This is a genomic window from Vibrio sp. 03_296, from assembly GCF_002265885.1.
In genome coordinates, this window is the sequence record NZ_NPKW01000014.1 from 13,223 (window position 1) to 38,133 (window position 24,911).

Here is a 24,911-nt window from a genome sequence, read left to right on the forward strand (position 1 = left end):
GCTTCTTTTGTCTGCGCTACTTTTCCTTAAAGTTTGATCAAAGTTCTTGTCTTCCTAGTGTTAAGTTAATGTGTTATTTCTAGTTGTTTGACTTCGTTTTGTTCTGAAGTGCTAGAAAGTAAGTGTAATTGAATCTTGCGCAACGTTTGCTTTTTGGTGTAAATAAAAAATGTGATCTGGGTTTGCTTGGTTTTTGCTCGTTTCATAAAATTTTCATGAATTGGGTGGTTGGGGCTGAATAAAGTTATACTTTTGGGGCTATTTTGCTGTTTTTCACCCTAGATGCTCTAAAGTGATATTTTGTTAGAAGCGAAATGTTGACATGTATCAAGAGTGTCTTTAGAATACCGCCAATTTGTCTGAATTCCCCAAAATCACACTTTTCTGGTGATAGATAGGGCAGATTTGCAGTTTAATTTATTTTTTATGCATTTTTATTCTGGAGGTTGTCTTGAGTAAATCAGCACTGTTAGTCCTGGAAGATGGGACAGTGTTCCGCGGAGTGTCCATCGGCGCAGATGGTATTTCCGTTGGAGAAGTCGTTTTCAATACCTCGATGACGGGGTATCAAGAAATCCTCACTGATCCTTCTTATTCCCAGCAAATCGTTACTCTTACTTACCCTCACATTGGCAATACCGGAACCACTTCCGAAGACGAAGAATCCTCTTCCATTCATGCTCAAGGCCTTGTGATTCGCGATCTCCCTCTTATCGCTTCCAACTTCCGTAGTGAACAATCCCTTTCTGATTACCTCAAATCGCAAAACATTGTCGGCATTGCTGATATTGATACGCGTAAACTCACTCGTATTCTGCGTGAGAAAGGTGCACAAAATGGTTGTATCGTTGCAGGTAACAACCTAGATGAAGCTTTGGCACTGGCGAAAGCAAAAGAATTTCCAGGTTTAAAAGGAATGGATCTTGCGAAAGAGGTTACAACAAAAGAAGCGTATCAATGGAAACAAGGTTCGTGGACGCTTGAGGGTGGACTTCCAGAAGCGAAAGACGACAGCGAATTGCCATATCACGTGGTTGCCTACGATTTCGGCGCAAAACGCAACATCTTACGAATGTTGGTTGACCGCGGCTGCCGCTTAACGGTCGTGCCAGCTGAAACGTCGGCAGAAGACGTTCTAGCGCTAAACCCAGATGGTGTTTTCCTATCAAATGGCCCTGGTGACCCAGAGCCTTGTACTTATGCGATTGAAGCAACCAAAGTGTTCCTAGAAAAAGGCCTACCAGTATTTGGTATTTGTCTTGGCCACCAAATTCTCGCGTTGGCATCAGGTGCGAAAACGGTGAAGATGAAGTTTGGTCACCACGGTGCAAACCATCCTGTAAAAGATTTAGACCGCAATGTGGTGATGATTACTTCGCAAAACCACGGTTTTGCCGCTGATGAAGCAACACTACCAGATAACCTACGTGCTACTCACGTATCGCTCTTTGATGGCTCTTTGCAGGGGATCCACCGCACAGACAAGCCAGCATTCAGCTTCCAAGGTCACCCAGAAGCGAGCCCTGGTCCACACGACGCAGCTCCGCTATTTGACCATTTCATCGAACTGATTAAACAACACAGCGCTTAATTTGGAGTAGTAGACAATGCCAAAACGTACTGACATTCAAAGCATTCTTATCCTAGGTGCTGGTCCAATTGTTATCGGTCAGGCTTGTGAGTTTGACTACTCAGGCGCACAAGCATGTAAAGCGCTACGTGAAGAAGGTTACCGAGTTATCCTAGTAAACTCGAACCCAGCGACCATCATGACAGACCCAGATATGGCGGATGCGACCTACATCGAGCCAATTCAATGGGAAGTGGTACGCAAGATTATCGAAAAAGAGCGTCCAGATGCGGTTCTACCAACCATGGGTGGTCAGACGGCGCTAAACTGTGCGCTTGCGCTTGAAAAGCACGGTGTGCTAGCGGAATTCGGCGTAGAAATGATCGGTGCAACCGCCGATGCCATCGATAAAGCGGAAGACCGTTCTCGCTTCGACAAAGCGATGAAATCTATCGGCCTAGAGTGTCCTCGTGCTGATACAGCTAAGACCATGGAAGAAGCGTACAAAGTGCTCGATATGGTTGGCTTCCCATGTATCATTCGCCCATCATTCACCATGGGTGGTACGGGTGGTGGTATCGCGTACAACAAAGAAGAGTTCGAAGAAATCTGTCGCCGTGGTCTTGACCTGTCGCCAACCAATGAACTGCTTATCGATGAATCTTTGATCGGTTGGAAAGAGTACGAAATGGAAGTGGTTCGCGACAAAGCGGACAACTGTATCATCGTCTGTTCTATCGAAAACTTTGACCCAATGGGCATTCACACCGGTGACTCTATCACCGTTGCACCGGCTCAAACGTTGACAGATAAAGAATACCAACTGATGCGTAATGCGTCGCTAGCGGTACTTCGTGAAATCGGTGTAGAGACAGGTGGTTCAAACGTGCAGTTTGGTATCAACCCGAAAGATGGCCGTATGGTTATCATCGAGATGAACCCACGTGTATCTCGTTCGTCTGCTCTAGCGTCAAAAGCAACGGGTTTCCCTATTGCGAAGATTGCAGCGAAACTAGCAGTTGGCTTCACGCTTGATGAGTTACAAAACGACATCACAGGTGGTGCGACACCAGCATCATTTGAACCGACCATCGACTACGTAGTGACTAAGATCCCTCGTTTCAACTTCGAGAAATTTGCTGGTGCTAACGACCGTTTGACGACGCAAATGAAGTCAGTGGGTGAAGTGATGGCCATTGGCCGTAACCAACAAGAATCACTGCACAAAGCACTGCGCGGTCTAGAAGTGGGTGCAACAGGTTTTGACGAGATGGTCGATCTTGATTCTCCTGATGCATTGACAAAAATTCGCCACGAGCTGAAAGAAGCGGGCGCTGAGCGTATTTGGTACATTGCCGATGCATTCCGTGCGGGTATGTCTGTTGATGGTGTGTTTAATCTAACTAACGTTGATCGCTGGTTCTTGGTTCAAATCGAAGAGATTGTGAAACTAGAAGAACAAGTGAAGGCGGGTGGTTTTGCTGGTTTGACTCAAGATGTGCTTCGTCAAATGAAGCGTAAAGGTTTCTCAGACGCTCGCCTATCAAAACTACTCGGTGTGGCTGAAAGCGAAATCCGTCGTCTACGTGACCAGTACGACATCCACCCAGTATACAAGCGCGTTGATACCTGTGCGGCAGAGTTCTCGTCGGATACGGCTTACATGTACTCATCTTATGATGACGAGTGTGAAGCGAACCCAACCGATAAAGAAAAGATCATGGTTCTGGGCGGTGGTCCAAACCGTATCGGTCAAGGTATTGAGTTTGACTACTGCTGTGTACACGCTTCGCTAGCGCTACGCGAAGATGGTTACGAGACCATCATGGTGAACTGTAACCCAGAAACCGTATCAACCGACTATGACACTTCAGACCGTCTCTACTTTGAACCGGTTACTCTAGAAGATGTGTTGGCGATTGCACGCGTTGAAAAACCAAAAGGTGTGATCGTGCAGTATGGTGGTCAAACGCCACTGAAACTGGCGCGTGCGCTAGAAGCGGCGGGTGTACCCATTATCGGTACTAGCCCAGATGCTATCGACCGTGCTGAAGACCGTGAGCGTTTCCAACAAGCGGTTGACCGTTTAGGCCTGCTACAGCCAGAGAACGCAACTGTGACCACCATGGAGCAAGCGGTTGAGAAATCACGTGAAATTGGCTTCCCATTGGTCGTTCGTCCATCTTACGTACTGGGTGGCCGCGCGATGGAAATCGTTTATGACGAGCAAGATCTACGTCGCTACTTCAACGAAGCGGTTAGCGTGTCGAACGAATCGCCAGTTCTACTGGATCGCTTCCTAGACGATGCAATTGAAGTCGACATCGACGCTATCTGTGACGGTGAGCGCGTGGTGATTGGCGGTATCATGGAGCACATCGAGCAAGCGGGTGTTCACTCTGGTGACTCTGCATGTTCACTGCCTGCTTACACGTTAAGCCAAGAAATCCAAGACAAGATGCGTGAGCAAGTTGAAAAGCTGGCATTTGAGTTGGGCGTTCGTGGCCTAATGAACACGCAGTTTGCCGTAAAAGACAACGAAGTGTACCTCATCGAAGTGAACCCTCGTGCTGCACGAACCGTTCCATTCGTGTCCAAAGCGACCGGTGCACCATTGGCTAAAATCGCTGCACGAGTTATGGCTGGTCAGTCTCTGGAATCGCAAGGTTTCACCAAAGAGATTATTCCGCCTTACTACTCTGTAAAAGAAGTGGTTCTGCCATTTAACAAGTTCCCTGGCGTTGACCCACTATTGGGCCCTGAAATGCGCTCAACGGGTGAAGTGATGGGCGTGGGTGCAACTTTTGCAGAAGCGTATGCGAAAGCAGAACTGGGTTGTGGCAATGTGTATCCTGAAGGTGGTCGTGCGCTGCTTTCTGTACGCGAAGGCGACAAGCAACGTGTGGTTGACCTAGCGTCTAAACTACTGAAACTAGGGTACAAGCTGGATGCGACACACGGTACGGCAGTGATCTTAGGTGAAGCGGGCATCAACCCACGCCTAGTAAACAAAGTGCACGAAGGTCGTCCTCACATTCTTGACCGTATCAAGAACAACGAATACACCTACATCGTGAACACGGCGGCTGGTCGTCAAGCGATTGAAGATTCGAAAGTTCTACGCCGTGGCGCACTTGCAGAGAAAGTGAACTACACCACGACACTTAACGCGGCATTTGCAACCTGTATGTCTCATACGGCGGACGCGAAAGCAAGCGTGACGTCGGTGCAGGAACTACACGCGCAAGTGCAAGCAAGTTTGAAAGCGTAATAATCAGTAAGCCCTGAGTTCATAACTATAACGGCTTATATGACAACCTCATTGCCCGCTCATTTGAGCGGGCTTTTTTTGTTTAAATTAAGTTAGTGGTTCTACTTACTTGAGATCTTTAACTTGTCGTCGATGAGCTCTACGACTTAGAGCTAGCTCATGGTAGAAGCTTATGAAGCTTTTGTAGGACGGTGTGCTCATTAAATAAATGGCGCTAACAGGGGGAGCGAAAGCTATTGCCCAGAACAGATCTCCTATTTTTGATTCTGAAATACCAAAACATGCCACGATGAAAATCTGTATCGTGGCATTAAAAATATTGATTGGATTTAGGTGCTTAAAACCATGGATAATGATCATCCCATATGGAATCGTTACCAAAAGAGCGCCAAGTCCCATCATTATCACCCATAAGTAGAATGGGCCGTAGGTAGTCGAAATATCGATGATTTGATCCAGAAAGAATATGTTTAGCCCACACCCTATTGTTAAAAGCATTATCGTACTTAAAGCTGTGACAATGCTTTTAGAGGATAGAACGAATACTTCTTTTTCCTTACTACTCAACGGAAAGCTCCTCGTAGATACCCACAGCAATAGCCCCAACGTTACCGGAAGTTGCGCTGCCAACGAAACTGATAGTTGCACCTATGGCATCTTTTAGTTGAAGTCGGACTGCATTACTGATTTCTTGTGAAGAATATCTTCGTTTAACGCTCCCTGAACGTACTAGTTGTTTATAGGCTTTTGATGATAAGTTTGGGATGTTTTGCTTTGAAATTTCTTTAGTGAGCCTTACTCGTTCGTGCCGATTTAAGCCCTTTAACACTTCATTTAAGCTCTTTCCTGAGCTCTTTTGTAGATTGCTTAGTGGCTGTCCCGGATGCTCCAACACCTACGAGAGATATGTAATCTAGGGCTTTAGACGTATTTAGATACCAAGCCTGTGAGTCGAGCTCATCGAGGTTATCAGGGGAAAAGTGCTCAGCTCCACTTCTACCTATGCCTACCATACATTGGAGTGTCGAGGCTACTGCGGCGCCGTATCCCAAATAAGTAACGGCAGCACTTGTGCCTCCAGAGATTGGTACCGCACCAACACTACCAACTACCACCACCCAACCTAAAACTGCTGAGGCACAACTTAGGCTGGCTCCAATAAGTTCAGAAGCCAATTTAGACTCTCTATTCGAAGACTTAAGTTCTTTGGCGTAGTTATCAGCCAACATAGGATATGTCGGCTCTTTTAAAACAATGTTAATAGGATTAACGCGACAACTTGAGTTGAACTTTCGAAGAGAGATTAATGTTGAATCACCAGCGATATATATAACTCCAGCTCCCGAAGTTTCTGGCCTAGAGTCGATAACTTTGAACAGTTGTTTTAAGTTAACTGTTTGCTCGATGCGAGCGCGTAATTGCTGCTCTTTTATTGATGGGCGAATCCTCAAAGCTTCCATGATTTTGATTTCGATGTGTTTTAGTTGATAGGATTAAGCCCACATTTTTCGTTACCTTCAAAAAATTTAAATGCGCTTGAGAGCGATCTCAATTGGAAATGTAACTGATATGTTTGATGCATTATGTCTTTCATTGTCTGATTGATGAATTTTAGGAATGGATTGCTGTCTTGGGTTTCCTTTTTACCTCGCTATTTTTGATGTTACCGTCTTGTTCTTTACTCTTCCTCTTTGAAAAGGATGCTTGAATTGGACATAACGATTGAGATGTTGGCAGCACTGTTCTTTGTTGCTTATGTGGCGGGTTTTATTGATGCCATGGCAGGTGGTGGTGGGCTGCTTACTCTTCCTGCGTTGTTGGCTTCAGGGTTGAGCCCAACGCAAGCATTGGCGACCAATAAGTTGCAAAGCTCATTCGGTAGTTTCTCAGCCAGCTTATATTTTGTCCGTAATGGCATCGTCAGTTTAAAAGAGATGAAAGTCGCCATCGCATGTACCTTTATCGGTGCGGCTATCGGTGCAGAGCTTGTTCAAGTGATTGATGCTAGTGTGTTAACCAGCTTGATTCCCGTGCTGCTAATAGCGATTTCTCTCTATTTTTTACTCGCGCCACCCACCCGCAATACTGGGGGACAGCCAAAGTTATCGGAGGCGATGTTTGCACTGTCGGTTGGTGGTGGCGTTGGTTTCTATGATGGTTTTTTTGGCCCAGGAACGGGATCGATCTTTACCGTTTGTTTTGTTGCGCTTGGGCAGTTTTCCCTCGTTGAAGCTACTGCGCGAACCAAAGTGCTCAATTTTACCTCCAACATCGCGGCATTACTGTTTTTTGTTCTGGCGGGATTGCCTGTCTGGAAAGTGGGCTTAGTGATGGCTGTGGGGGGCTTTATTGGTGCACGCTTAGGGGCAAAAGTGGTGGTGACCAAAGGACACAAATGGATCCGTCCTCTGGTCATTGTGATGTCGATGGCAATGGCCTCTAAACTGCTTTGGCAACAGCATCAGCAATGGTTGTTATCACTGTTTTAACTCGGCTGTTTTGATGGCTTTTGGCTCGGCAGCATATCGTCACCGGGCGAGTAAGATGGCTAAGCTCGTCAAAGTGATAGCAATACTGTGGATCTATGCGTAACGCATTAATCACTGACTTTGGCACTAGGGCTGGCGCCATTCCCCCCACGGCGAGCTGGGCTGAAGCGGTGTAAGAGTCCATTTGCATCAAGGGCGTCACACCCACCGCTGACAATGCAGCCAGTTGATAGGTATTGGCGGGATTGTTGAGGTCATTGGTTATGATTGCTTTTGGTAGTTCAGTAAGTGGGTACTTACTAATAATGCTAAAAGACTCATCAAAAAGGTGGAAAGTCATCAATCCATGATTTGGCGGTAAATAGCCGGCACAAAATCCGAGTGTGGCTTTGCCTGACTGGACGTGTTCCACAATCCTAGGTGTGTGGTTGGTGGTCAAGGAAAGGTGACGATCCTGCTGGTACAACGCTTCCATCGCATTGTTCAAATAGCCAGCCAGTAGCGTCTCTGAACAATCGATTTTAATCAATGCATTATCTTCGATAAGTTGCTGATCGTAGATCTGCCCGCGCAGTTCATTAAAACTCGGTTCAATGCTCTTTATTAAGGCTTGAGCGTCAGCGGTTAAACGAATATGGCGTCCGTCAGGTTCAATCAGTTTCTTGCCAAGCTTTTTCTCAAGATTCGCAATGCGTTTACTGACAGCAGATTGACTAATATAGAGCTGGCTGCCGGTGCGACTCATGGTCTTTTCTTTATGCAGAACCAATAACGTTTCGATGCCTTCAAGTAGCATGATGATCTATGATAAATGGGAATGGATGGATCACTTTAACCAGAGGTAAGTCGGCTGCCAAGTGAAAAGATGATGGGTTGTGAAGTTGGCCGATGTGAGCGTTCGGCCAACACAGATTATTTGTTTAGTGCAAATGTAGGCAATGATAAATGCCAGCGAATGGCACCCAAGCGGATGATCAAGGTCGAAAACACTCCTGCCAATAAGGCTGTCGAGTGATCATAGCCAAGGCTTAGGGCAGAGGTGTGGAATATCCCACCAACAAGACAGGCAGTCGCATACACTTCACTTCGCAACACCATTGGAATTTCACGCGCCAACACATCGCGAATAATACCGCCACCACAGCCAGTAATGACGCCCATGATCACCGCGACCATTGCTGAATCTTGATAGGCGAGGGCTTTCTCGACACCGATCCCAACAAATACCGCCAAGCCAATGGCATCGCAGACAGGCAGTATCCACCAAGAGAGTCGCTTAGGGCGACGAACCACTAACATGGTTAGTACGCAAGTAATGATGATGACCCAAAGATAGGTAGTGTCTTTGATCCAAAAGACGGGGGTTGCGCCTAAGGCCATATCGCGAATGGTGCCGCCACCAATGGCGGTTACGCTACCTAAGACGACAACACCAAAAGGATCCATCTTTAACCGACCGGCCAAGAGAACGCCGGAAACAGCAAAGATTGCGGTGCCAAATAAATCGATTAAATACAGCAGCATGGAGTCCATGTTACTTAATGCCTTAAAATGTGAGGGAACAGAAAATGGGGGCAAATTGTACGAAATTTTCCAGCCAAACGTTAGCGTTTTTGCTCGATGCTGGCAAAGTGCTCACAGACTTGTTCAATCGCCAGTAAGGTACGAGGCGTTGGTCGGTTTAACCAATCTGCATTGAGCTGCCAAAAATGGCGATTTTTTAACGCTGGAATCTCCTCAACCCAAGGGCTCCACATGCCGTTATTTTGAATCGCGTGAGGAGAAACAAACATGGCTTGGGGTTTCTTTAGAATTACCTGCTCAATACTGACTTGAGGATACGGTGCCGATGCACCATCAAACACATTCTCGCCGCCACAAAAGCGAAAGACCTCTGTCGGCCAGTTTTGCCCCGCAACGGTGATGATCGGCGTGTCGCTAAGTTGGTAGAAGTAGCGTGTTTTAGGCAGAGCTTGGTACAGTGTTTTTAGCGCTTCGAGACGAGTCCTGTACTCTCGAGCATTGTTTAGGCCGATTGTCGGATCGTCACTGTATTGGCTGAGTTGCTCGATGTTATCGCCGATATCTTGCAAAGTTTTGGTTTGTGAGTAGTAGATCTTAAAGCCAAACTGTTCGAGTTTTTCTAGCTCTTTTGCAGGGTTACCCGCCGGCCAAGCGATGATCAAATCCGGTTTTAAGGTGATGATTTTCTCTAAGTTAATCCCTTTGTAGTTGGAGACTTTCTCTAACGTTTTTGCTGCCTCTGGGTAATCGCTCATCTCGCTAACGGCAATCAGTTTATCTCCAAGCCCTGCTGCGTAGGCGATCTCGGTGGCGTGTGGTGCCAGGCTAATCACTCGCTCGATTGGTGCAGCTTGACTGGTGGTCGCGACGAGGAGAAAAAGAGGAGAGAAGTATTTCATCAGATTCCTTGATAAATCAGTCCGAATAGTAGGCTTTGCAGGAGAATCCAGATAATAATTCGGCGTGCGAGTAGGTGTTGCAGTTGGTCTATGTGAAGCGCTGAAGGCGCAATACGTCCACCAATTTTGGCTCTCTCGGCTCTTTTGCCTTGATAAATGGCTGGCCCACCCAAAGAGAGTTGCAGCTTGTTGCCCACAGCACACAGTAACCAAGCTGGACCGGGCAACGGCCAAGATGCGGCTTGTTGACGAATGCCTTGCCACGTTTGACCCGCGTGTTTACCAAGCAGGATCATTAGGGCAAATAAACGCAGCGGAATGAAATCCAGTACTGCGGCGAGTCGCACGGCGGCCACACCAAATGGCGCATAGTTGGCGCGACTTGGTGACCAGGCTCTTGCTAGTTCAACAGTGAGGCGATACATCAATGCCCCAATGCCACCTGAAAGCGCAAACCAAAAGAGAACGCCAACGACATTTCTCCCATATCCCATAATCAAGGTTTCTGCAGCGGCTTTGCCGATACCAAGTTGGGAGAGGGTGGTGGTTTCTCGATTGAGGTAGGGGGCCAATAGGCTTCTTGCTGCAGGTTTATCCTCATTGGCCATGGCGCGAATCAGCGCTTTGGCAAGGCTCTCGTTACTGCGCCAATCGAGCGCCAACAGCAGCAACGCAAGTTCAAATAGCTGCGGTTGCCAAACCAAAGGTTTTAAAGCAAACAGAACCGCTAAACAAGGAAACAGCATCAACAATAACGCCAAATTACCTGAGATGAGGCTCTGTTGATAGCTTTGCTGGGTATTGACTTTGTCTGCCAACAGTTCGGCAAATTTGTGCCAGAGTGTGACGGGATGCGAGGAGCGTGGAATCGGGAGAATAAGATGGAACAGTAACGCTCCCCAGAGAATGAGGAGCGCACCGTTGGCATAGAGTTGATCAAACAGCTCTGTCATAGGTATGGCTATTACTTCAGCAGTTCCAACATTTTGAAGACCATTTCTGACGAGCTCTTGGCTGCCAAAGGTAAGAACTCTTCAAAGCTCATTGGTGATTCTTTGTCAGCCACATCTGAAATTGCACGCACGACAACAAACGGCACTTTGAACTGGTGGCAAGTTTGTGCAATGGCAGACGCTTCCATTTCAACCGCAATCACGGATGGGAAGTGTTGACGGATAAAGGCTTGACGCTCAGCGGTACAAACGAATGCATCACCAGTACAGATGAGACCACGAACCGCGTGTTGTCCATCCATTTGCTCTAACGCTTTTTCAGCCAAGTTCATCAACTTTTCATCGGCAATGAAAGCGGCTGGCTGACCTGCCATTTGGCCCATTTCGTAACCAAATGCGGTCACGTCAGCATCGTGATGACGGACTTCAGTCGAAATGACCACATCACCAAGGTTAAGGCTAGAATCAAAGCCACCTGCAGAACCGGTGTTGAGCACCATATCTGGCTGATATTCATCGAGAAGGATAGTGGTGCCAATCGCGGCAGCAACTTTACCAATGCCGGATTGCAGTAGCACAACCTCAACACCATTGATTTGACCTGAATAGAAGGTGCAACCTGCTTTACTTACGGTTTGTGCGTTGGTCATTGCTTCTTTAAGGATGGCCACTTCTTGTTGCATGGCACCGATAATACCGACTTTCATATCAATCTCTTAATTTTTAAACAAACATAGAATTGGCGAGAGTATAGCAAAGCTCTGTCACAATAAGTACTTTCGCTTGTTGTTTACCCTTTGCCTTTACTTAATGAAACCCGCCTCAGTCAGCAAGCTTCTTAATTGCTCAGCACGCTTGCGATTGACGCCAAAATCGGAGTAACCAACGCGAGACTCTGAACGGACGAGCAATTGGCCATCGACGATTTTGAGTTCAAGATCATCAACAAAGCGAAACAGTCGTGAGGTGCATTCTACTCTTAAGTAGTGTTCCGTTTTATCCGCCATTTTTGCCCCTGGAAGTTCAAGGGCAACTTGCTCTATTTGATCTAAGGTGGCGTTGGATGTGAGCTTAAAAGGTTCGAGTTGGAAACTCGCGCGCTCATCTTGTGTCGACACACAGTTGGGTTTATTGCCACAAGGCTGAGACGTTCGATCGGTCATTGTGTAAGCTCCATTGCTGCAAGCGGTCAGGGCTAAGGTGGCGCAAATCGTTAAAATGAGTTTTTTCATCCTGTACACCTACTGTTCCCAAAAGGGCGTTATCCGCAGATCCTAAACATTAAGTCTAAAAGAAAAAAGGTTGGTGATCGCTCACCAACCTCTCATAACACACCGATAGATATTAGAGTTCGAGATAATCTAATATGCCTTCCGCGGCTTTACGGCCTTCATCAATGGCCGTGACCACCAAATCGGAACCGCGCACCGCATCGCCACCGGCAAAAATCTTCTCATTGCTGGTTTGGAATTGGTAAGTCTGTTTCGCGGCTGCTTTGATGCGACCCCATTGATCGAGTTCAACCCCATAGGGTTCCAACCAACTCATTTGATGGGGTTGGAAGCCAAAGGCCATGATCACCACATCGGCTGGTAACACATGCTCACTGCCTGCCACGGGTTCTGGGCGACGGCGGCCCGCCTCATCGGGCTCACCTAACGCAGTCTGCACCACTTTCACGCCCGTCACTTGTCCGCGAGTGTCCACTTCAATCGACAGAGGTTGCAGGTTAAACATAAAGTTCACCCCTTCCTCTTTGGCGTTTTTCACTTCACGACGTGAGCCTGGCATGTTCTCTTCATCGCGACGATAGGCACAAACGACATTGGCAGCGCCTTGGCGGATAGAAGTACGAACACAGTCCATCGCGGTATCACCACCGCCGAGCACGACAACATTTTTGCCCGCCATATCGATGAAAGGCTGGTCGTATTCAAGGCCCATTACTTTGTAAGTGTTGGAAATCAAAAAAGGCAGGGCGTCATACACGCCGGAGGCATCCTCATTCTCCAAACCAGCACGCATGTATTTGTAGGTGCCGACGCCAAGGAACACGGCATCATACTCTTCCAGCAGTTCTTGCATCTGTACATCTTTACCGACTTCGACGTTCATGCGGAACTCAACACCCATTTCGCTGAAAATGCGGCGGCGGTTTTCCATCACCCCTTTTTCCAATTTGAAAGAGGGAATACCAAACGTCAGTAGCCCACCGATCTCGGGGTAGCGGTCGAAAACAACGGGTTTGACCCCATTGCGCACCAAAATATCGGCAGCCGCGAGACCGGCAGGACCCGCGCCAATGATGGCCACTTTCTTATCTGTCCATTCGACTTTGGACATGTCTGGCTTCCAGCCCATCTCAAAGGCTTTGTCGGTGATGTATTTTTCAATATTGCCGATGGTGACGGCGCCAAAGTCGTCATTTAATGTGCAAGAGCCTTCACATAGGCGATCTTGAGGGCAAACTCGGCCACACACTTCCGGCAAGCTGTTGGTCTGATGCGAAAGCTCTACCGCTTCCAAAATCCGTCCTTCATTGGCCAGCTTTAGCCACTGAGGGATGTAGTTGTGTACTGGGCACTTCCACTCACAATACGGGTTACCACAATCTAAACAGCGATCCGCCTGAGCGGTCGCTTGCTGTTTGGTAAAGGGTTCGTAGATTTCGACGAACTCGATCTTGCGAATCTGCAGCGGCTTCTTAGCAGGATCGACACGTTGAACATCGATAAACTGGTATACATTCTGGCTCATGTTCATATCCTCCTTGAATTACTGGGCCTGCACGCGAAGTTCTGCCGCACTGCGGCTTTGGTGGCCAAGCAGGGTGTTAAGATCCGCTGCTTTCGGTTTCACCAAGTAGAACTTCGGTATCCATGCGTCAAAGTTGGCCAGAATATCTTCGGCGTGAACGGAGCCGGTCTCTTCAAGATGTTCGGCGATCAAACCACGAAGATGTTCTTGGTGGATATAAAGATCAGAAAGCGAAATCGCTTCAACCGATTCACTGTTAACACGGCCTTGGAAATCTTCATTCTCATCCAGAACGTAAGCAAAGCCCCCCGTCATCCCTGCACCGAAGTTAACCCCAGTCGCACCAAGAATGGCCACGATGCCGCCGGTCATGTATTCACAAGCGTTGTCGCCCGCGCCTTCAATCACGGTGATAGTGCCAGAGTTACGTACACCAAAGCGTTCACCCGCTTTACCTGCGGCAAACAGTTTTCCGCCTGTTGCGCCATAGAGACAGGTGTTGCCGATAATGGTCGCATCGTTACAACGGAAGGCTGTGCCTAAGTGCGGTTTGATGACAATCTTACCGCCCGCCATGCCTTTGCCGACGTAGTCATTGGCATCACCAGTGAGATAAAGCTCAACGCCACCCGCGTTCCACACGCCAAAAGATTGGCCAGCGGTACCATCGAGGTAGAGTTTAATGGGCGATGCAGCCATGCCTTGGTTGCCATAACGCTTGGCGATTTCACCGGAAAGGCGTGCGCCAATCGAACGATCGGTATTGATCACGTTATAGAAGAAGCTGGCAGATTGACGGTTCTCAACCGCATCAAGCGCATCTTCAATGATCTTTTGGTTTAGCACTGCTTTATCAAACGGGGCATTGGGTTCTGTCCAGAACAGAGGTAGATTGTGCGGTGACACAGGCGCTTCAAGAATGCCTGACAGATCAAGCTTGGACTGCTTGGCGGTCATGCCTTGCACCACTTCGAGCAGATCGGTGCGGCCAATCAAGTCGGTGAGCTTTTCAACGCCCAGTTCAGCGAGCAAGCCTCGCACTTCATCAGCTAAGCCGATGAAATAGTTCATCACCATTTCTGGCAAGCCTTTGAAATACTCTTTACGCAGAGTTTCGTCTTGTGTTGCTACACCAGTCGCGCAGTTGTTGAGGTGGCAGATACGCAGGAACTTACAACCCATTGCCACCATTGGAGCCGTACCAAAGCCAAAGCTCTCAGCGCCTAGAATTGCCCCTTTCACCACATCCAAGCCCGTTTTCAACCCACCATCCACTTGAAGGCGGATCTTGTGACGCAGGCCATTGGCCACTAGGGCTTGCTGCGTTTCGGCTAGGCCCAGTTCCCATGGACTGCCGGCGTATTTTACTGAGGTCAGCGGGCTGGCAGCAGTACCACCATCATAGCCAGAGATGGTGATGAGATCGGCATAGGCTTTGGCAACGCCGGTGGCGATGGTGCCGACACCTGGTTCAGATACCAATTTGACGGAAACCAGTGCTTTCGGGTTGACCTGTTTCAAGTCAAAAATCAATTGCGCTAAGTCTTCAATCGAATAGATGTCGTGATGCGGTGGTGGCGAGATAAGTGTCACGCCTTGCACGGAATAACGAAGCTTGGCAATCTCGGCAGTGACTTTGTGGCCAGGTAACTGACCGCCTTCGCCTGGCTTCGCGCCTTGAGCGACTTTGATTTGCAATACATCAGCGTTGGTGAGGTAGTGCGGCGTGACGCCAAAACGGCCAGAGGCAACTTGCTTAATACGCGAGTTGCGCTCAGTACCAAAGCGACGTGGATCTTCGCCCCCTTCGCCTGAGTTGGAGTAACCGCCCAAACGGTTCATGGCGGTTGCCAACGCTTCATGTGCCTCAGGGCTTAATGCACCAATCGACATGGCTGCTGAATCAAAGCGCTTAAACAATTCGGTACTAGGTTCAATTTTTTCTAACGCGAGTGGTTGGTCCGCTTTTTTCAGTTGCATTAAATCGCGCAGCATGGCGACAGGGCGTTGATTCACTTGTTGAGCGAATTGCTGATAATCACCACTTTCCCCCGATTTCACCGCTTTTTGCAATGTGCCAACAACATCAGGGTTGTAGGCGTGGTACTCGCCACCGTGTACGTATTTGAGTAAGCCGCCATGTTCGATCGACTTACGTTTTGCCCATGCCTTGCGAGAGAGGTTAAAGAGATCTTGTTGGAAGTCCGTAAACCCAGCGCCTTCAATGCGGGTTGTTACGCCTTTAAAGCACAACTCCACCACATCACGGCTCAAACCAACCGCTTCAAAAAGTTGAGAACAGCGGTAAGAAGCAACAGTGGAGATGCCCATCTTCGACATGATCTTATACAGACCTTTATTGATGCCGTATTGATAGTTTTGCATCACCTCACGGTAGCTTTTCTCGAGTGCGCCATCGTCGATCAGTTTCCCCAGTACTTCATAGGCAAGGTAGGGGTAGACGGCGGTTGCACCAAAGCCGAGTAAGACGGCAAATTGATGAGGGTCACGCGCGGTCGCTGTTTCCACCACGATGTTGGCATCGCAACGCAAGTTGGCGTTAACGAGGCGAGTTTGTACCGCACCTACCGCCATAGCCGCTGGGATTGGCAGTTTACCTGCCACTAAAGGACGGTCAGAAAGCACAATCAAAACCGTGCCGTCACGCACAACTTGTTCGGCTTGATCGCAGAGATCCAATATCGCCTGCTTGAGATCTTTTTCGCTTGGATCGTAGTTGATGTCCAAAATGGTGTTGCGATAGTGGTCATCGCTCAGCTCAAGTAGTTGCTGCATATCGGAATAGAGCAGTACCGGAGAACCGAATGTCACACGGTGAGCGTGCCCGTCTGTTTCGCAAAAGACGTTCATCTCTTGGCCGATGCTGGTGGCCAGAGACATGACGTGCTGTTCGCGCAATGGATCAATCGGTGGGTTGGTGACCTGAGCAAATTTCTGGCGGAAGTAATCCGTTACGAGTCGCTCTTTTGAAGACAAGACGGCCATCGGAGTGTCATCACCCATAGAGCCAACGGCTTCTTGCGCCATATCACCCAACACGCGAAGCACTTGATCGACTTCTTCATTGCTCATCGCAAACTGCTTTTGATAGGTTTTTAGTGTGTCACTATCAAAGCTGCGTTCACCCACTTGATCTTCGGGTAGTTCAGAAAAAGGAGTGAGGCGGCGAACGTTGTTGTCCATCCATTCGCGGTAAGGGTGACGGCTTTTAAGATCGTTGTCGATCTCGCTTGATTGCCATAATTTACCCTTGCGCGTGTCAATGACTAACAGTTCTCCCGGACCAACGCGACCTTTCTCCGCCACTTCATCCGGTGCGTAATCCCAAATACCCACTTCTGAGGCAAGCGTGATCAACTTGTCTTTGGTGATCACATAACGAGCAGGGCGCAGGCCGTTGCGGTCTAGGTTACAGGCGGCGTAGCGCCCATCAGAAAGTACGATACCAGCAGGGCCATCCCAAGGCTCCATGTGTTTGGAGTTGAAATCATAGAAGGCACGTAGGTCGGGATCCATATCAGGGTGGTTTTGCCACGCAGGCGGCACTAACATGCGCATGGCGCGGAAGATATCCATACCACCAGCAAGGAACAGATCCAGCATATTGTCTAAGCTGGAGGAGTCCGAGCCCGTTTCGTTAACAAATGGTGCTGCGCTTTGCAGATCGGGCAGAAGTGGCGATGCAAATTTATAGCCACGAGCCCGAGCCCATTGGCGGTTGCCTTCGATGGTATTGATCTCACCGTTGTGCGCTAAATAGCGGAACGGTTGAGCAAGTGGCCAACGTGGTTGAGTGTTGGTTGAGAAACGTTGATGGAACAAGCAGATCGCGGATTCCATCCGTAGATCCGCGAGATCTAGATAGAAACGCGGCAGATCCGCCGGCATACACAAGCCTTTATAGACAATCACTTGTGTTGATAAGCTACAAACGTAGAAATCTCTATCGTCTGTGATCTGTTTTTCAATACGGCGGCGAGCAATATACAAGCGTCGTTCTATGTCTCTTTCACGCCAACCTGCGGGAGCGGAAATGAACACTTGTTGTATGTCAGGTAAAGAATCCGCAGCAATAGGACCAAGCACCGCTGGATTGGTTGGCACTTTGCGCCAGCCTGCAACCGTGAGTGTCTCTTTGGCGAGTTCTTTGTTGATGATATCGCGAGCGGTTTGCGCCTTAACGGGATCTTGACTGAAGAAGATCATACCGATGGCGTATTGTTTCGCTAAATTGAAGCCTTTTTCTTTGGCTATCAAGCGCAGATATGAGTCGGGTTTTTGAAGTAATAGCCCACAACCGTCACCGGTTTTTCCATCGGCAGCGATACCACCGCGGTGTGTCATGCGATCAAGTGCTGAAATCGCGGTACGGACCAGCTTATGGCTTGGCTCACCTTCCATGTGTGCGATAAGACCAAAACCACAGTTGTCCTTCTCTAAACTTGGATCATAAAGAGCCATTGCAATTCTCCCTTTGCTTCTCTGCCTTCCAGACAGAAATACCAACACAGTTTATGTTGGTATGTATGACTAACTATGCGTTCTAATTATTCGTATTTGTATGTTTATGCAATAAAAACGTTCTAAATTCTTAACAATAAATAAGGCTTTATGTTGCACTGAATTCACAACGTATAGGTTATTGTGAAAAAGGTCAAGTTGTTAGTGAATAATCACGTCAATATGCGATTTACCACGTAATGGTCTAAATAAGATGTTTAAATTCAAAAAGATAGATTTTTTATTGTTACAATTTTGCAACATAAATAAAGTCTGGAGAGGAAAAAAGACCAGCATAAAATGCTGGTCAAAAGAAAAAGTTTGGAAGGATTGGATTATCTTTCTTTACTCGGATAGGTTTCTTGACCGCTCCGAGTAAAGAGTAGGCAATTAAGCAGAAAGCATGAGTGAATCGGCTTTTGCTTCCAGATTGGTATTGCCCATCAGGTATTGGTCGATCGCACGTGCACATTCACGACCTTCATTGATACAGCGCACCACCAAAGATTGACCAGTACGCATATCACCTGCGGCAAATACGCCTTGTTGATTGGTCTGGAAATCTTGGGTTGCGACGTTGCCGCGCTCATCCAGTGCGATATCCAGCTGAGCAAGTACACCATGCGGTTCTGGATGTAAGAAGCCCATCGCCAAGAAAGCCATATCACATGGAATCACGCGCTCGCTGCCTTCGACTTCTTTGAAGCTTGGGCGCTCGCCTGGCTGTGCATCTTGCCAAACAATATCCGCTAAACGAAGGCCAGTGACCTCACCTTTGTCGTTGCCGATGAACTCTTTAGTCAGAATATTCCAATGGCGATCAACCCCTTCTTCGTGTGAAGTTGAGGTGCGAAGAATCATTGGGTATTGCGGCCAAGGCATATTGGCAGGGCGCTTTTCTGGTGGTACAGGCATGATTTCTACTTGAGTCACGCTTGCTGCACCATGACGGTTAGAAGTGCCCACACAGTCTGAACCAGTATCACCACCACCGATCACGACGACATGTTTCCCCGCAGCATGAATTTCTTCACCTTTGAGGTCCATTTCATTCGCTCGGCGGTTGTTTTGCGCGAGGAACTGCATCGCATAGTAAACGCCTTTCAGCTCACGACCAGGGACAGGAAGATCGCGTGGCACGGTTGAACCGCCTGTCAGCAATACAACATCGAACTCTTGACGCAGTTGCTGTGCGTTCACATCCACACCAACATGTTGATTGACTTTAAACTCAACTCCAGCTTCTGCCATGAGATTGATCTTGCGGTCAATGACGTCCATGCCCAGTTTGAAATCTGGGATACCGAAACGCAGTAGACCACCGACTTTCTCATCGCGCTCGAAAACCGTCACCGAATGGCCCGCACTATTGAGCTGCTCTGCAGCGGCTAAACCTGCAGGGCCTGAACCGATGATCGCGACTTTCTTACCTGTACGCGAACGCGGTGTTTTAGGTTTGGCGTACCCTTCACGATACGCCGTTTCCACAATGGTTTTCTCAATGTTACAGATGGTGATTGGGTCTTGGTTGATGCCCAATACACAAGCACTTTCACATGGCGCAGGGCAAACTCGTCCGGTGAACTCTGGGAAGTTGTTGGTTGAACTTAGAATGTTCCACGCTTCTTCCCAACTATCGCGATAAACCGCATCGTTGAATTCAGGAATGATGTTGCCAATTGGGCAGCCGTTGTGACAAAACGGCACGCCACAGTCCATACAGCGAGACGCTTGGGTATTGATTTTCTTACCAAACTCCGCGTTGAGTACGAACTCTTTGTTGTTTTTGATTCGCTCTGCTGGTGCGAGCTTCTTTGGAAGCTCGCGTCCAAACTCTAAAAATCCAGTCGGCTTACCCATTACACTGCCTCCGCTTCACGTTGCTCTGCTTCTGCTTTGCGTTTTTGTAGTACCGCTTTGTAATCACGTGGCATCACTTTCACCAAGGATTTCAAGCTGGTTTCAAAATTGGCAAGGAAAGCTTGAGCCACTTCACTTCCTGTGAACTGAACATGTTTGTTCAACATATCCAGCAGTAGATCTTTGTCTTCTTGTTCGATTGGATCGAGGTCCACCAGTTCAGGATTCAGTTTCGACTTGAAGTCACCTGATTTGTCCCAAACGTAGGCCACGCCGCCACTCATACCCGCGGCGAAGTTGCGACCTGTTGAACCGAGGATAATCGCCACACCACCGGTCATGTATTCACAACCGTGGTCACCCACGCCCTCAACGACGACTTTGGCTCCGGAGTTACGAACACAGAAGCGCTCACCCGCTAGGCCGCGAATGTAAGATTCGCCGGATGTTGCACCGTAGAAACAAACGTTACCCACGACGATGTTGTCTTCTGGCACCAGTGTTGAGTTGCTGTCTGGGTAGAGCACCAGCGTACCGCCAGAGAGGCCTTTGCCCCAGTAGTCGTTCGCATCGCCTTCCACTTCAAATTTCACGCCTTTCGCAAGGAAAGCGCCAAAGGATTGGCCAGCTGAACCTTTGAACTTGACGTTCATTGGTTGTGGTAAACCTTGGTCTTTGTACACTTTCGAAATTTCGTTCGACAGCATGGTACCTACAGAGCGATCGGTGTTGATGATTGGGAATTCCGCGGTTACCGCTAAACCGTCTTCCAGTGCTGGTGTCGCCACTTGAATCAATTGACGATCAAGTACCGCTTCTAGCTGGTGGTTTTGTTTGGTTTGACAGTAAATGCCATCTTGCTCGCGAGGCTGCTCTAGGAAGAGAACAGGAGAAAGATCCAAATTCTTGTATTTCCAATGAGAAACGTTGTCGCGCACTTTGAGTTTTTGCGCCTGACCCACCATCTCATCCACAGTACGGAAGCCAAGCTCGGCCATGATTTCACGCACACCTTGCGCCATGTAGAGGAAGAAGGTCACCACGTCTTCTACGCGGCCATCAAAGCGCTCACGTAGCGTTTTGTTTTGAGTTGCGATACCAACAGGGCAAGTGTTTTTATGACACTTACGCATCATGATACAGCCTTCAACGACGAGAGCAGCTGTCGCGACACCCCATTCCTCAGCACCTAATAGCGTTGCGATTGCGATGTCACGAGGGGTCTTCATCTGGCCATCGGCTTGCACTACGATACGGTTACGTAAGCCGTTTTTCAGCAGCGTCTGGTGCGTTTCTGCAAGACCGAGTTCCCAAGGTAGACCTGTGTGACGAATCGACGAAATCGGTGATGCACCGGTACCGCCATCGTGACCGGCAATCAGAACCACGTCCGCTTTCGCTTTTGCCACGCCAGAAGCAATTGTCCCTACGCCAGCTTCCGAAACCAGCTTAACGTTGACACGGCCTTTACGGTTGGCGTTTTTCAAGTCGTAGATCAACTGAGCCAAATCTTCGATTGAGTAGATATCATGGTGTGGCGGTGGTGAAATCAAACCAACCCCAGGAGTGGAGTGACGTGTTGCACCAATCCAATCGTCGACTTTGTCGCCCGGTAGTTGACCACCTTCGCCCGGTTTTGCCCCTTGTGCCATCTTGATCTGAATTTCGTCAGAGTTAGTGAGGTAGTAAGAAGTAACACCAAAACGGCCTGAAGCAACCTGTTTGATCGCAGAGCGCTCTGAGTCGCCATTTTCATTTGGTGAGAAGCGAATGGGATCTTCACCACCTTCACCGGAGTTCGATTTCGCGCCGAGGCGGTTCATCGCGACCGCTAGAGTCGAGTGTGCCTCGTAAGAGATAGAGCCAAACGACATTGCGCCGGTGGCGAAACGTTTGACGATGCTCTCTACGGGTTCTACTTCATCGATTGGGATTGAACCTGCAGGATTTTTCACGAAATCAAGTTGGCTACGTAGGGTAACGGCTTTGTCACCTTGGCGATCCACTTCTGCCGCGTATTTCTTGAACTCTGCGTAGTCTTTGTTGCGAGTAGAGTGTTGCAGCAGGTGAATGGTTTCAGGGTTAAACAGGTGTTTTTCACCACGTTGTTTCCACTGATAAACGCCGCCCACATCGAGCATTTGAATTGGGATTTCACGAGTTGGGTAGCCTACGCGATGACGCACTAAGACTTCTTTGGCGATGTCGTCTAAGGTCAAACCTTGAATACGCGTAACGGTACCGGTGAAGTATTTGTCGACCACCGCTTTGCTGATACCAAGGGCTTCAAAAATTTGCGCACCGTGGTAGGACTGCAGCGTCGAAATACCCATTTTCGAGAAGATCTTTAATAGGCCGCCGTTGACCCCTTTACGATAGTTGTTGAAGTACTCTTCAACCGACACGTTGGCATCCAGCTTTTTACGACGTTGTAGATCAACGATCGTTTCAGTGACCAGATAAGGGTTCACCGCATTTGCACCATAGCCCACGAGCGTGGCGAAATGGTGTGTTTCGCGCGCATCACCCGTTTCCACCACGATGCCACATTTGGCGCGTAGCCCTTTACGAATCAGGTGATGGTGAACCGCACCCACTGCTAACATCGCGGGAATCGCTGCGTGGTTAGAGTTTACGGCACGGTCAGTCAATAGAATGATGGAGTAACCGTCGATCACGGCATCTTCCGCGTACTGACAAATACGTTTGAGTGCGCGTTCCAGTTTGCCAGCGTCTTCGTTGGCTTGGAAGACGATGTCTAACGTTTTTGCTTGTAAGTGTTCGTTGTCGATAGCACGCAGTTTTTCGAGCTCAGCGTTCGAGATCACTGGAGACTCAAGTTCTACTTTACGGCAATGAACCGGTGATTCTGCCAGCAAGTTCTGATCTTTACCGATGTAGGTATTGAGTGACATCACCATGCGTTCGCGGATCGGGTCGATCGGCGGGTTAGTCACCTGAGCAAACAACTGCTTAAAGTAGTTAGCTAAATGCTGAGATTGATGCGATAGGATCGCAACTGGCCAGTCAGCACCCATCGAACCAAGGGGTTCATAGCCGGTTTGTGCCAGCGGAAGAATGATCTCATTCACTTCTTCTGCGCTGATGCCAAACGCTTGCTGGCGATGCAGTAGACGCTCTGGTGACGGTTGGCTGTGGACGTTATCGGCATCTGGCAGTGATTTGAGGCTTAGTAGATTATCCGTTACCCACTGTTCATACGGCTGAGCGTTGGCAATCGAATCTTTCACTTCTTCATCGGAAATGATGCGGCCTTGCTCGAGATCGGCAACGAAGATACGCCCTGGCTGCAAACGGCCACGGTATTCCACGTTTTCTGGCGGGATTTCCACAACACCAGATTCAGACGCCATGATCAGCATGTTGTCTTTGGTTACGGTATAGCGTGAAGGGCGCAGACCGTTACGGTCTAATGTTGCACCGACTTGCACACCATCGGTAAAGCAAACAGACGCAGGGCCATCCCACGGTTCCATGATGTTGGCATGGTATTGATAGAAGGCACGGCGTTTTGGATCCATGGTTTTGTTTTCTTGCCACGCTTCAGGAATCATCATCATTAGCGCGTGCGGTAGGCTGCGGCCTGAAAGCACCAGCAGTTCCAACACCATGTCAAAGTTGGCAGAGTCAGAAGCACCTTCCTGACAGATCGGCAATAGCATGTCGATCTCAGCTTGCGTGAAGAGCTTAGAGTCTAAGATCGCTTCGCGTGCTTTCATCCAGTTAAGGTTGCCGCGAACCGTGTTGATTTCACCGTTGTGCGCAATGTAACGGAAAGGTTGAGCCAAGCGCCATTTCGGGAAAGTATTGGTAGAGAAACGAGAGTGCACAAGAGCCAGTGCGGTGACCATGGTCGGGTTTTGTAGGTCTTGGAAATACTGAGGTACTTGCTCAGTGGTTAGCTGACCTTTATAGACCAAGGTTTTGTATGACATCGAGTTGATGTAGAAGTCATCCCCGATATTCGAAACGCTCTCAAGGCAAACGCGTACGGTGTAGTTACGCAGCACATACAGTTTGCGCTCAAGTTCTTCAGGTGAGGTACCTGGGCCGCCAGAAATAAACACATGCTCAAATTGAGGCTCTGTGCTCAGCGGATCGGCGCCAATCATCGAATTGTCGGTTGGGAGGACACGATAGCCAATGATGTCCAAATCAAGGCGTTTGGCATTGCGTTCTAGGATGTCACGGCATTGTTCGCGTTTGTATTCGTCTTTCGGGAACAAAACGACACCAACACCATATTTTTCAAAAGAAGGCAGCTTGATACCAAGCTTGACCGCTTCTTCTAACAAAAATTCGTGAGGCTTTTGCAGCAAAATACCCGCACCGTCGCCACTGCATGGATCGCAACCTTGACCACCACGGTGTTCCATGCGAGCTAGCATATCTAAAGCTTGTGTCACAACCTGATGGGATTTGCGGTTTTTGAGATGAGCGACAAAACCGATACCACAGGCATCATGCTCTAGCTCAGGAGTATAAAGCCCTTGCGAACTTTGCTCTCTATCTACCATAGATACTTCCTTCCAGTTCTAGAAGGCGCAGCAACACCAATACGATAAGATCGCATTCTCGGGTTGAGCCCCTTGTCCTTTATAGTTTTGAATCGCAATCAACCAGAGGGGGTTGATTTTGAGTCCTTTCCGTATCCCACAGGAAAAATTTTGTGGGAAAAACAATCCTTGGTGATAAGCCTGTTTTATTGGTCACTTTTTAGTGATTTATATAGGTTGGAGTGGCTTATCGCAGACATATTCCGCATTTGATTTTGTAATAAAGCTCACAAAAATGACGGTTATGTGTAAGTATCCTACAATTTTGTGACTAAGGAATGCAACGAAAAGTAACCAGAGCTAGGCAAAATTCTTGTTTAAAAATGCACTTTACGTTTAACAAATATGCAACATTGGCCCGTTTTTCTTTTATTTATGCATGTTTATTGATTTTTGCCATGAAAAGCTTCGTTTGAATTCACTACAATTTTGTGTTTTTTCTTGCAGGTATGTAATTAATTTACAGAAATCGTAGTGAGATTGATTGCGG

At 48.3% G+C, this 24,911-nt stretch carries 14 protein-coding genes and 1 pseudogene; 3 read left to right on the top strand and 12 right to left on the bottom strand.

The features are described from left to right. Nucleotides 1-451 precede the first annotated feature (451 nt). Both carA and carB read left to right on the top strand, forming a co-directional pair. Nucleotides 452-1,591, top strand: coding sequence for a glutamine-hydrolyzing carbamoyl-phosphate synthase small subunit (carA, locus tag CIK04_RS01020; RefSeq protein WP_017421309.1), 1,140 nt, complete (start codon nt 452-454; stop codon nt 1,589-1,591). Nucleotides 1,592-1,607: 16 nt separating this feature from the next. Beyond that, a complete protein-coding gene (gene carB / locus CIK04_RS01025; RefSeq protein WP_017421310.1) occupies nt 1,608-4,841 on the top strand; it encodes a carbamoyl-phosphate synthase large subunit in 3,234 nt (1,077 codons plus the stop codon). 105 nt (nt 4,842-4,946) lie between these two features. Here the strand turns inward: carB and CIK04_RS01030 are convergent, their stop codons facing one another. Continuing rightward, nucleotides 4,947-5,408, bottom strand: coding sequence for a hypothetical protein (locus CIK04_RS01030; protein ID WP_097352425.1), 462 nt, complete (start codon nt 5,406-5,408; stop codon nt 4,947-4,949). Continuing rightward, nucleotides 5,401-6,301, bottom strand: a pseudogene (locus CIK04_RS01035) (hypothetical protein). Before CIK04_RS01035 ends, CIK04_RS01030 begins: the two are co-directional and overlap by 8 nt. A gap of 249 nt (nt 6,302-6,550) precedes the next feature. Here CIK04_RS01035 and CIK04_RS01040 point away from each other — a divergent pair. Further along, the gene (locus tag CIK04_RS01040) at nt 6,551-7,330 is read left to right on the top strand and encodes a TSUP family transporter (protein ID WP_097352453.1); all 780 of its coding nucleotides are present in this window, start codon (nt 6,551-6,553) and stop codon (nt 7,328-7,330) included. Here the strand turns inward: CIK04_RS01040 and CIK04_RS01045 are convergent. The 10 genes from CIK04_RS01045 to gltB (CIK04_RS01090) all read right to left on the bottom strand — a co-directional run bounded on the left by CIK04_RS01045 (nt 7,281) and on the right by gltB (CIK04_RS01090) (nt 24,382). Next, a complete protein-coding gene (locus tag CIK04_RS01045; protein ID WP_017421313.1) occupies nt 7,281-8,126 on the bottom strand; it encodes a LysR family transcriptional regulator in 846 nt (281 codons plus the stop codon). The two genes, CIK04_RS01040 and CIK04_RS01045, sit on opposite strands and share 50 nt — an antisense overlap. Nucleotides 8,127-8,242: 116 nt before the next feature. Further along, nucleotides 8,243-8,863 carry a TRIC cation channel family protein gene (locus CIK04_RS01050; RefSeq protein WP_026130518.1) on the bottom strand — a complete coding sequence of 207 codons (621 nt, stop codon included), beginning with the start codon at nt 8,861-8,863 and terminating at the stop codon, nt 8,243-8,245. 71 nt (nt 8,864-8,934) lie between these two features. Then, entirely contained in the window at nt 8,935-9,753 is an 819-nt protein-coding gene (gene btuF / locus CIK04_RS01055; RefSeq protein WP_086016752.1) for a vitamin B12 ABC transporter substrate-binding protein BtuF, read from the bottom strand. Further along, the gene (locus CIK04_RS01060; protein ID WP_097352426.1) at nt 9,753-10,706 is read right to left on the bottom strand and encodes a cobalamin biosynthesis family protein; all 954 of its coding nucleotides are present in this window, start codon (nt 10,704-10,706) and stop codon (nt 9,753-9,755) included. Before CIK04_RS01060 ends, btuF begins: the two co-directional genes overlap by 1 nt. An 11-nt stretch (nt 10,707-10,717) precedes the next feature. Continuing rightward, nucleotides 10,718-11,413: a 5'-methylthioadenosine/S-adenosylhomocysteine nucleosidase gene (mtnN, locus tag CIK04_RS01065; protein WP_097352427.1), complete on the bottom strand. Its 696-nt coding sequence runs from the start codon at nt 11,411-11,413 to the stop codon at nt 10,718-10,720. A 96-nt stretch (nt 11,414-11,509) separates the two neighbouring features. After that, nucleotides 11,510-11,938, bottom strand: coding sequence for a DUF1499 domain-containing protein (locus tag CIK04_RS01070; protein ID WP_097352428.1), 429 nt, complete (start codon nt 11,936-11,938; stop codon nt 11,510-11,512). A gap of 112 nt (nt 11,939-12,050) precedes the next feature. Next, on the bottom strand, nt 12,051-13,463 hold the full coding sequence (locus CIK04_RS01075) for an FAD-dependent oxidoreductase (protein ID WP_097352429.1): 1,413 nt from the start codon (nt 13,461-13,463) through the stop codon (nt 12,051-12,053). A gap of 18 nt (nt 13,464-13,481) precedes the next feature. Beyond that, entirely contained in the window at nt 13,482-17,945 is a 4,464-nt protein-coding gene (gene gltB, locus CIK04_RS01080) for a glutamate synthase large subunit (RefSeq protein WP_045594991.1), read from the bottom strand. A 429-nt stretch (nt 17,946-18,374) separates the two neighbouring features. Continuing rightward, complete coding sequence (locus CIK04_RS01085) at nt 18,375-19,844, bottom strand: glutamate synthase subunit beta (RefSeq protein ID WP_038963024.1); 1,470 nt, start codon at nt 19,842-19,844, stop codon at nt 18,375-18,377. Then, nucleotides 19,844-24,382 (bottom strand): glutamate synthase large subunit, encoded by a 4,539-nt coding sequence (gene gltB / locus CIK04_RS01090; RefSeq protein ID WP_038940963.1) that lies wholly within the window; start codon nt 24,380-24,382, stop codon nt 19,844-19,846. Before gltB (CIK04_RS01090) ends, CIK04_RS01085 begins: the two co-directional genes overlap by 1 nt. Nucleotides 24,383-24,911 lie beyond the last annotated feature (529 nt).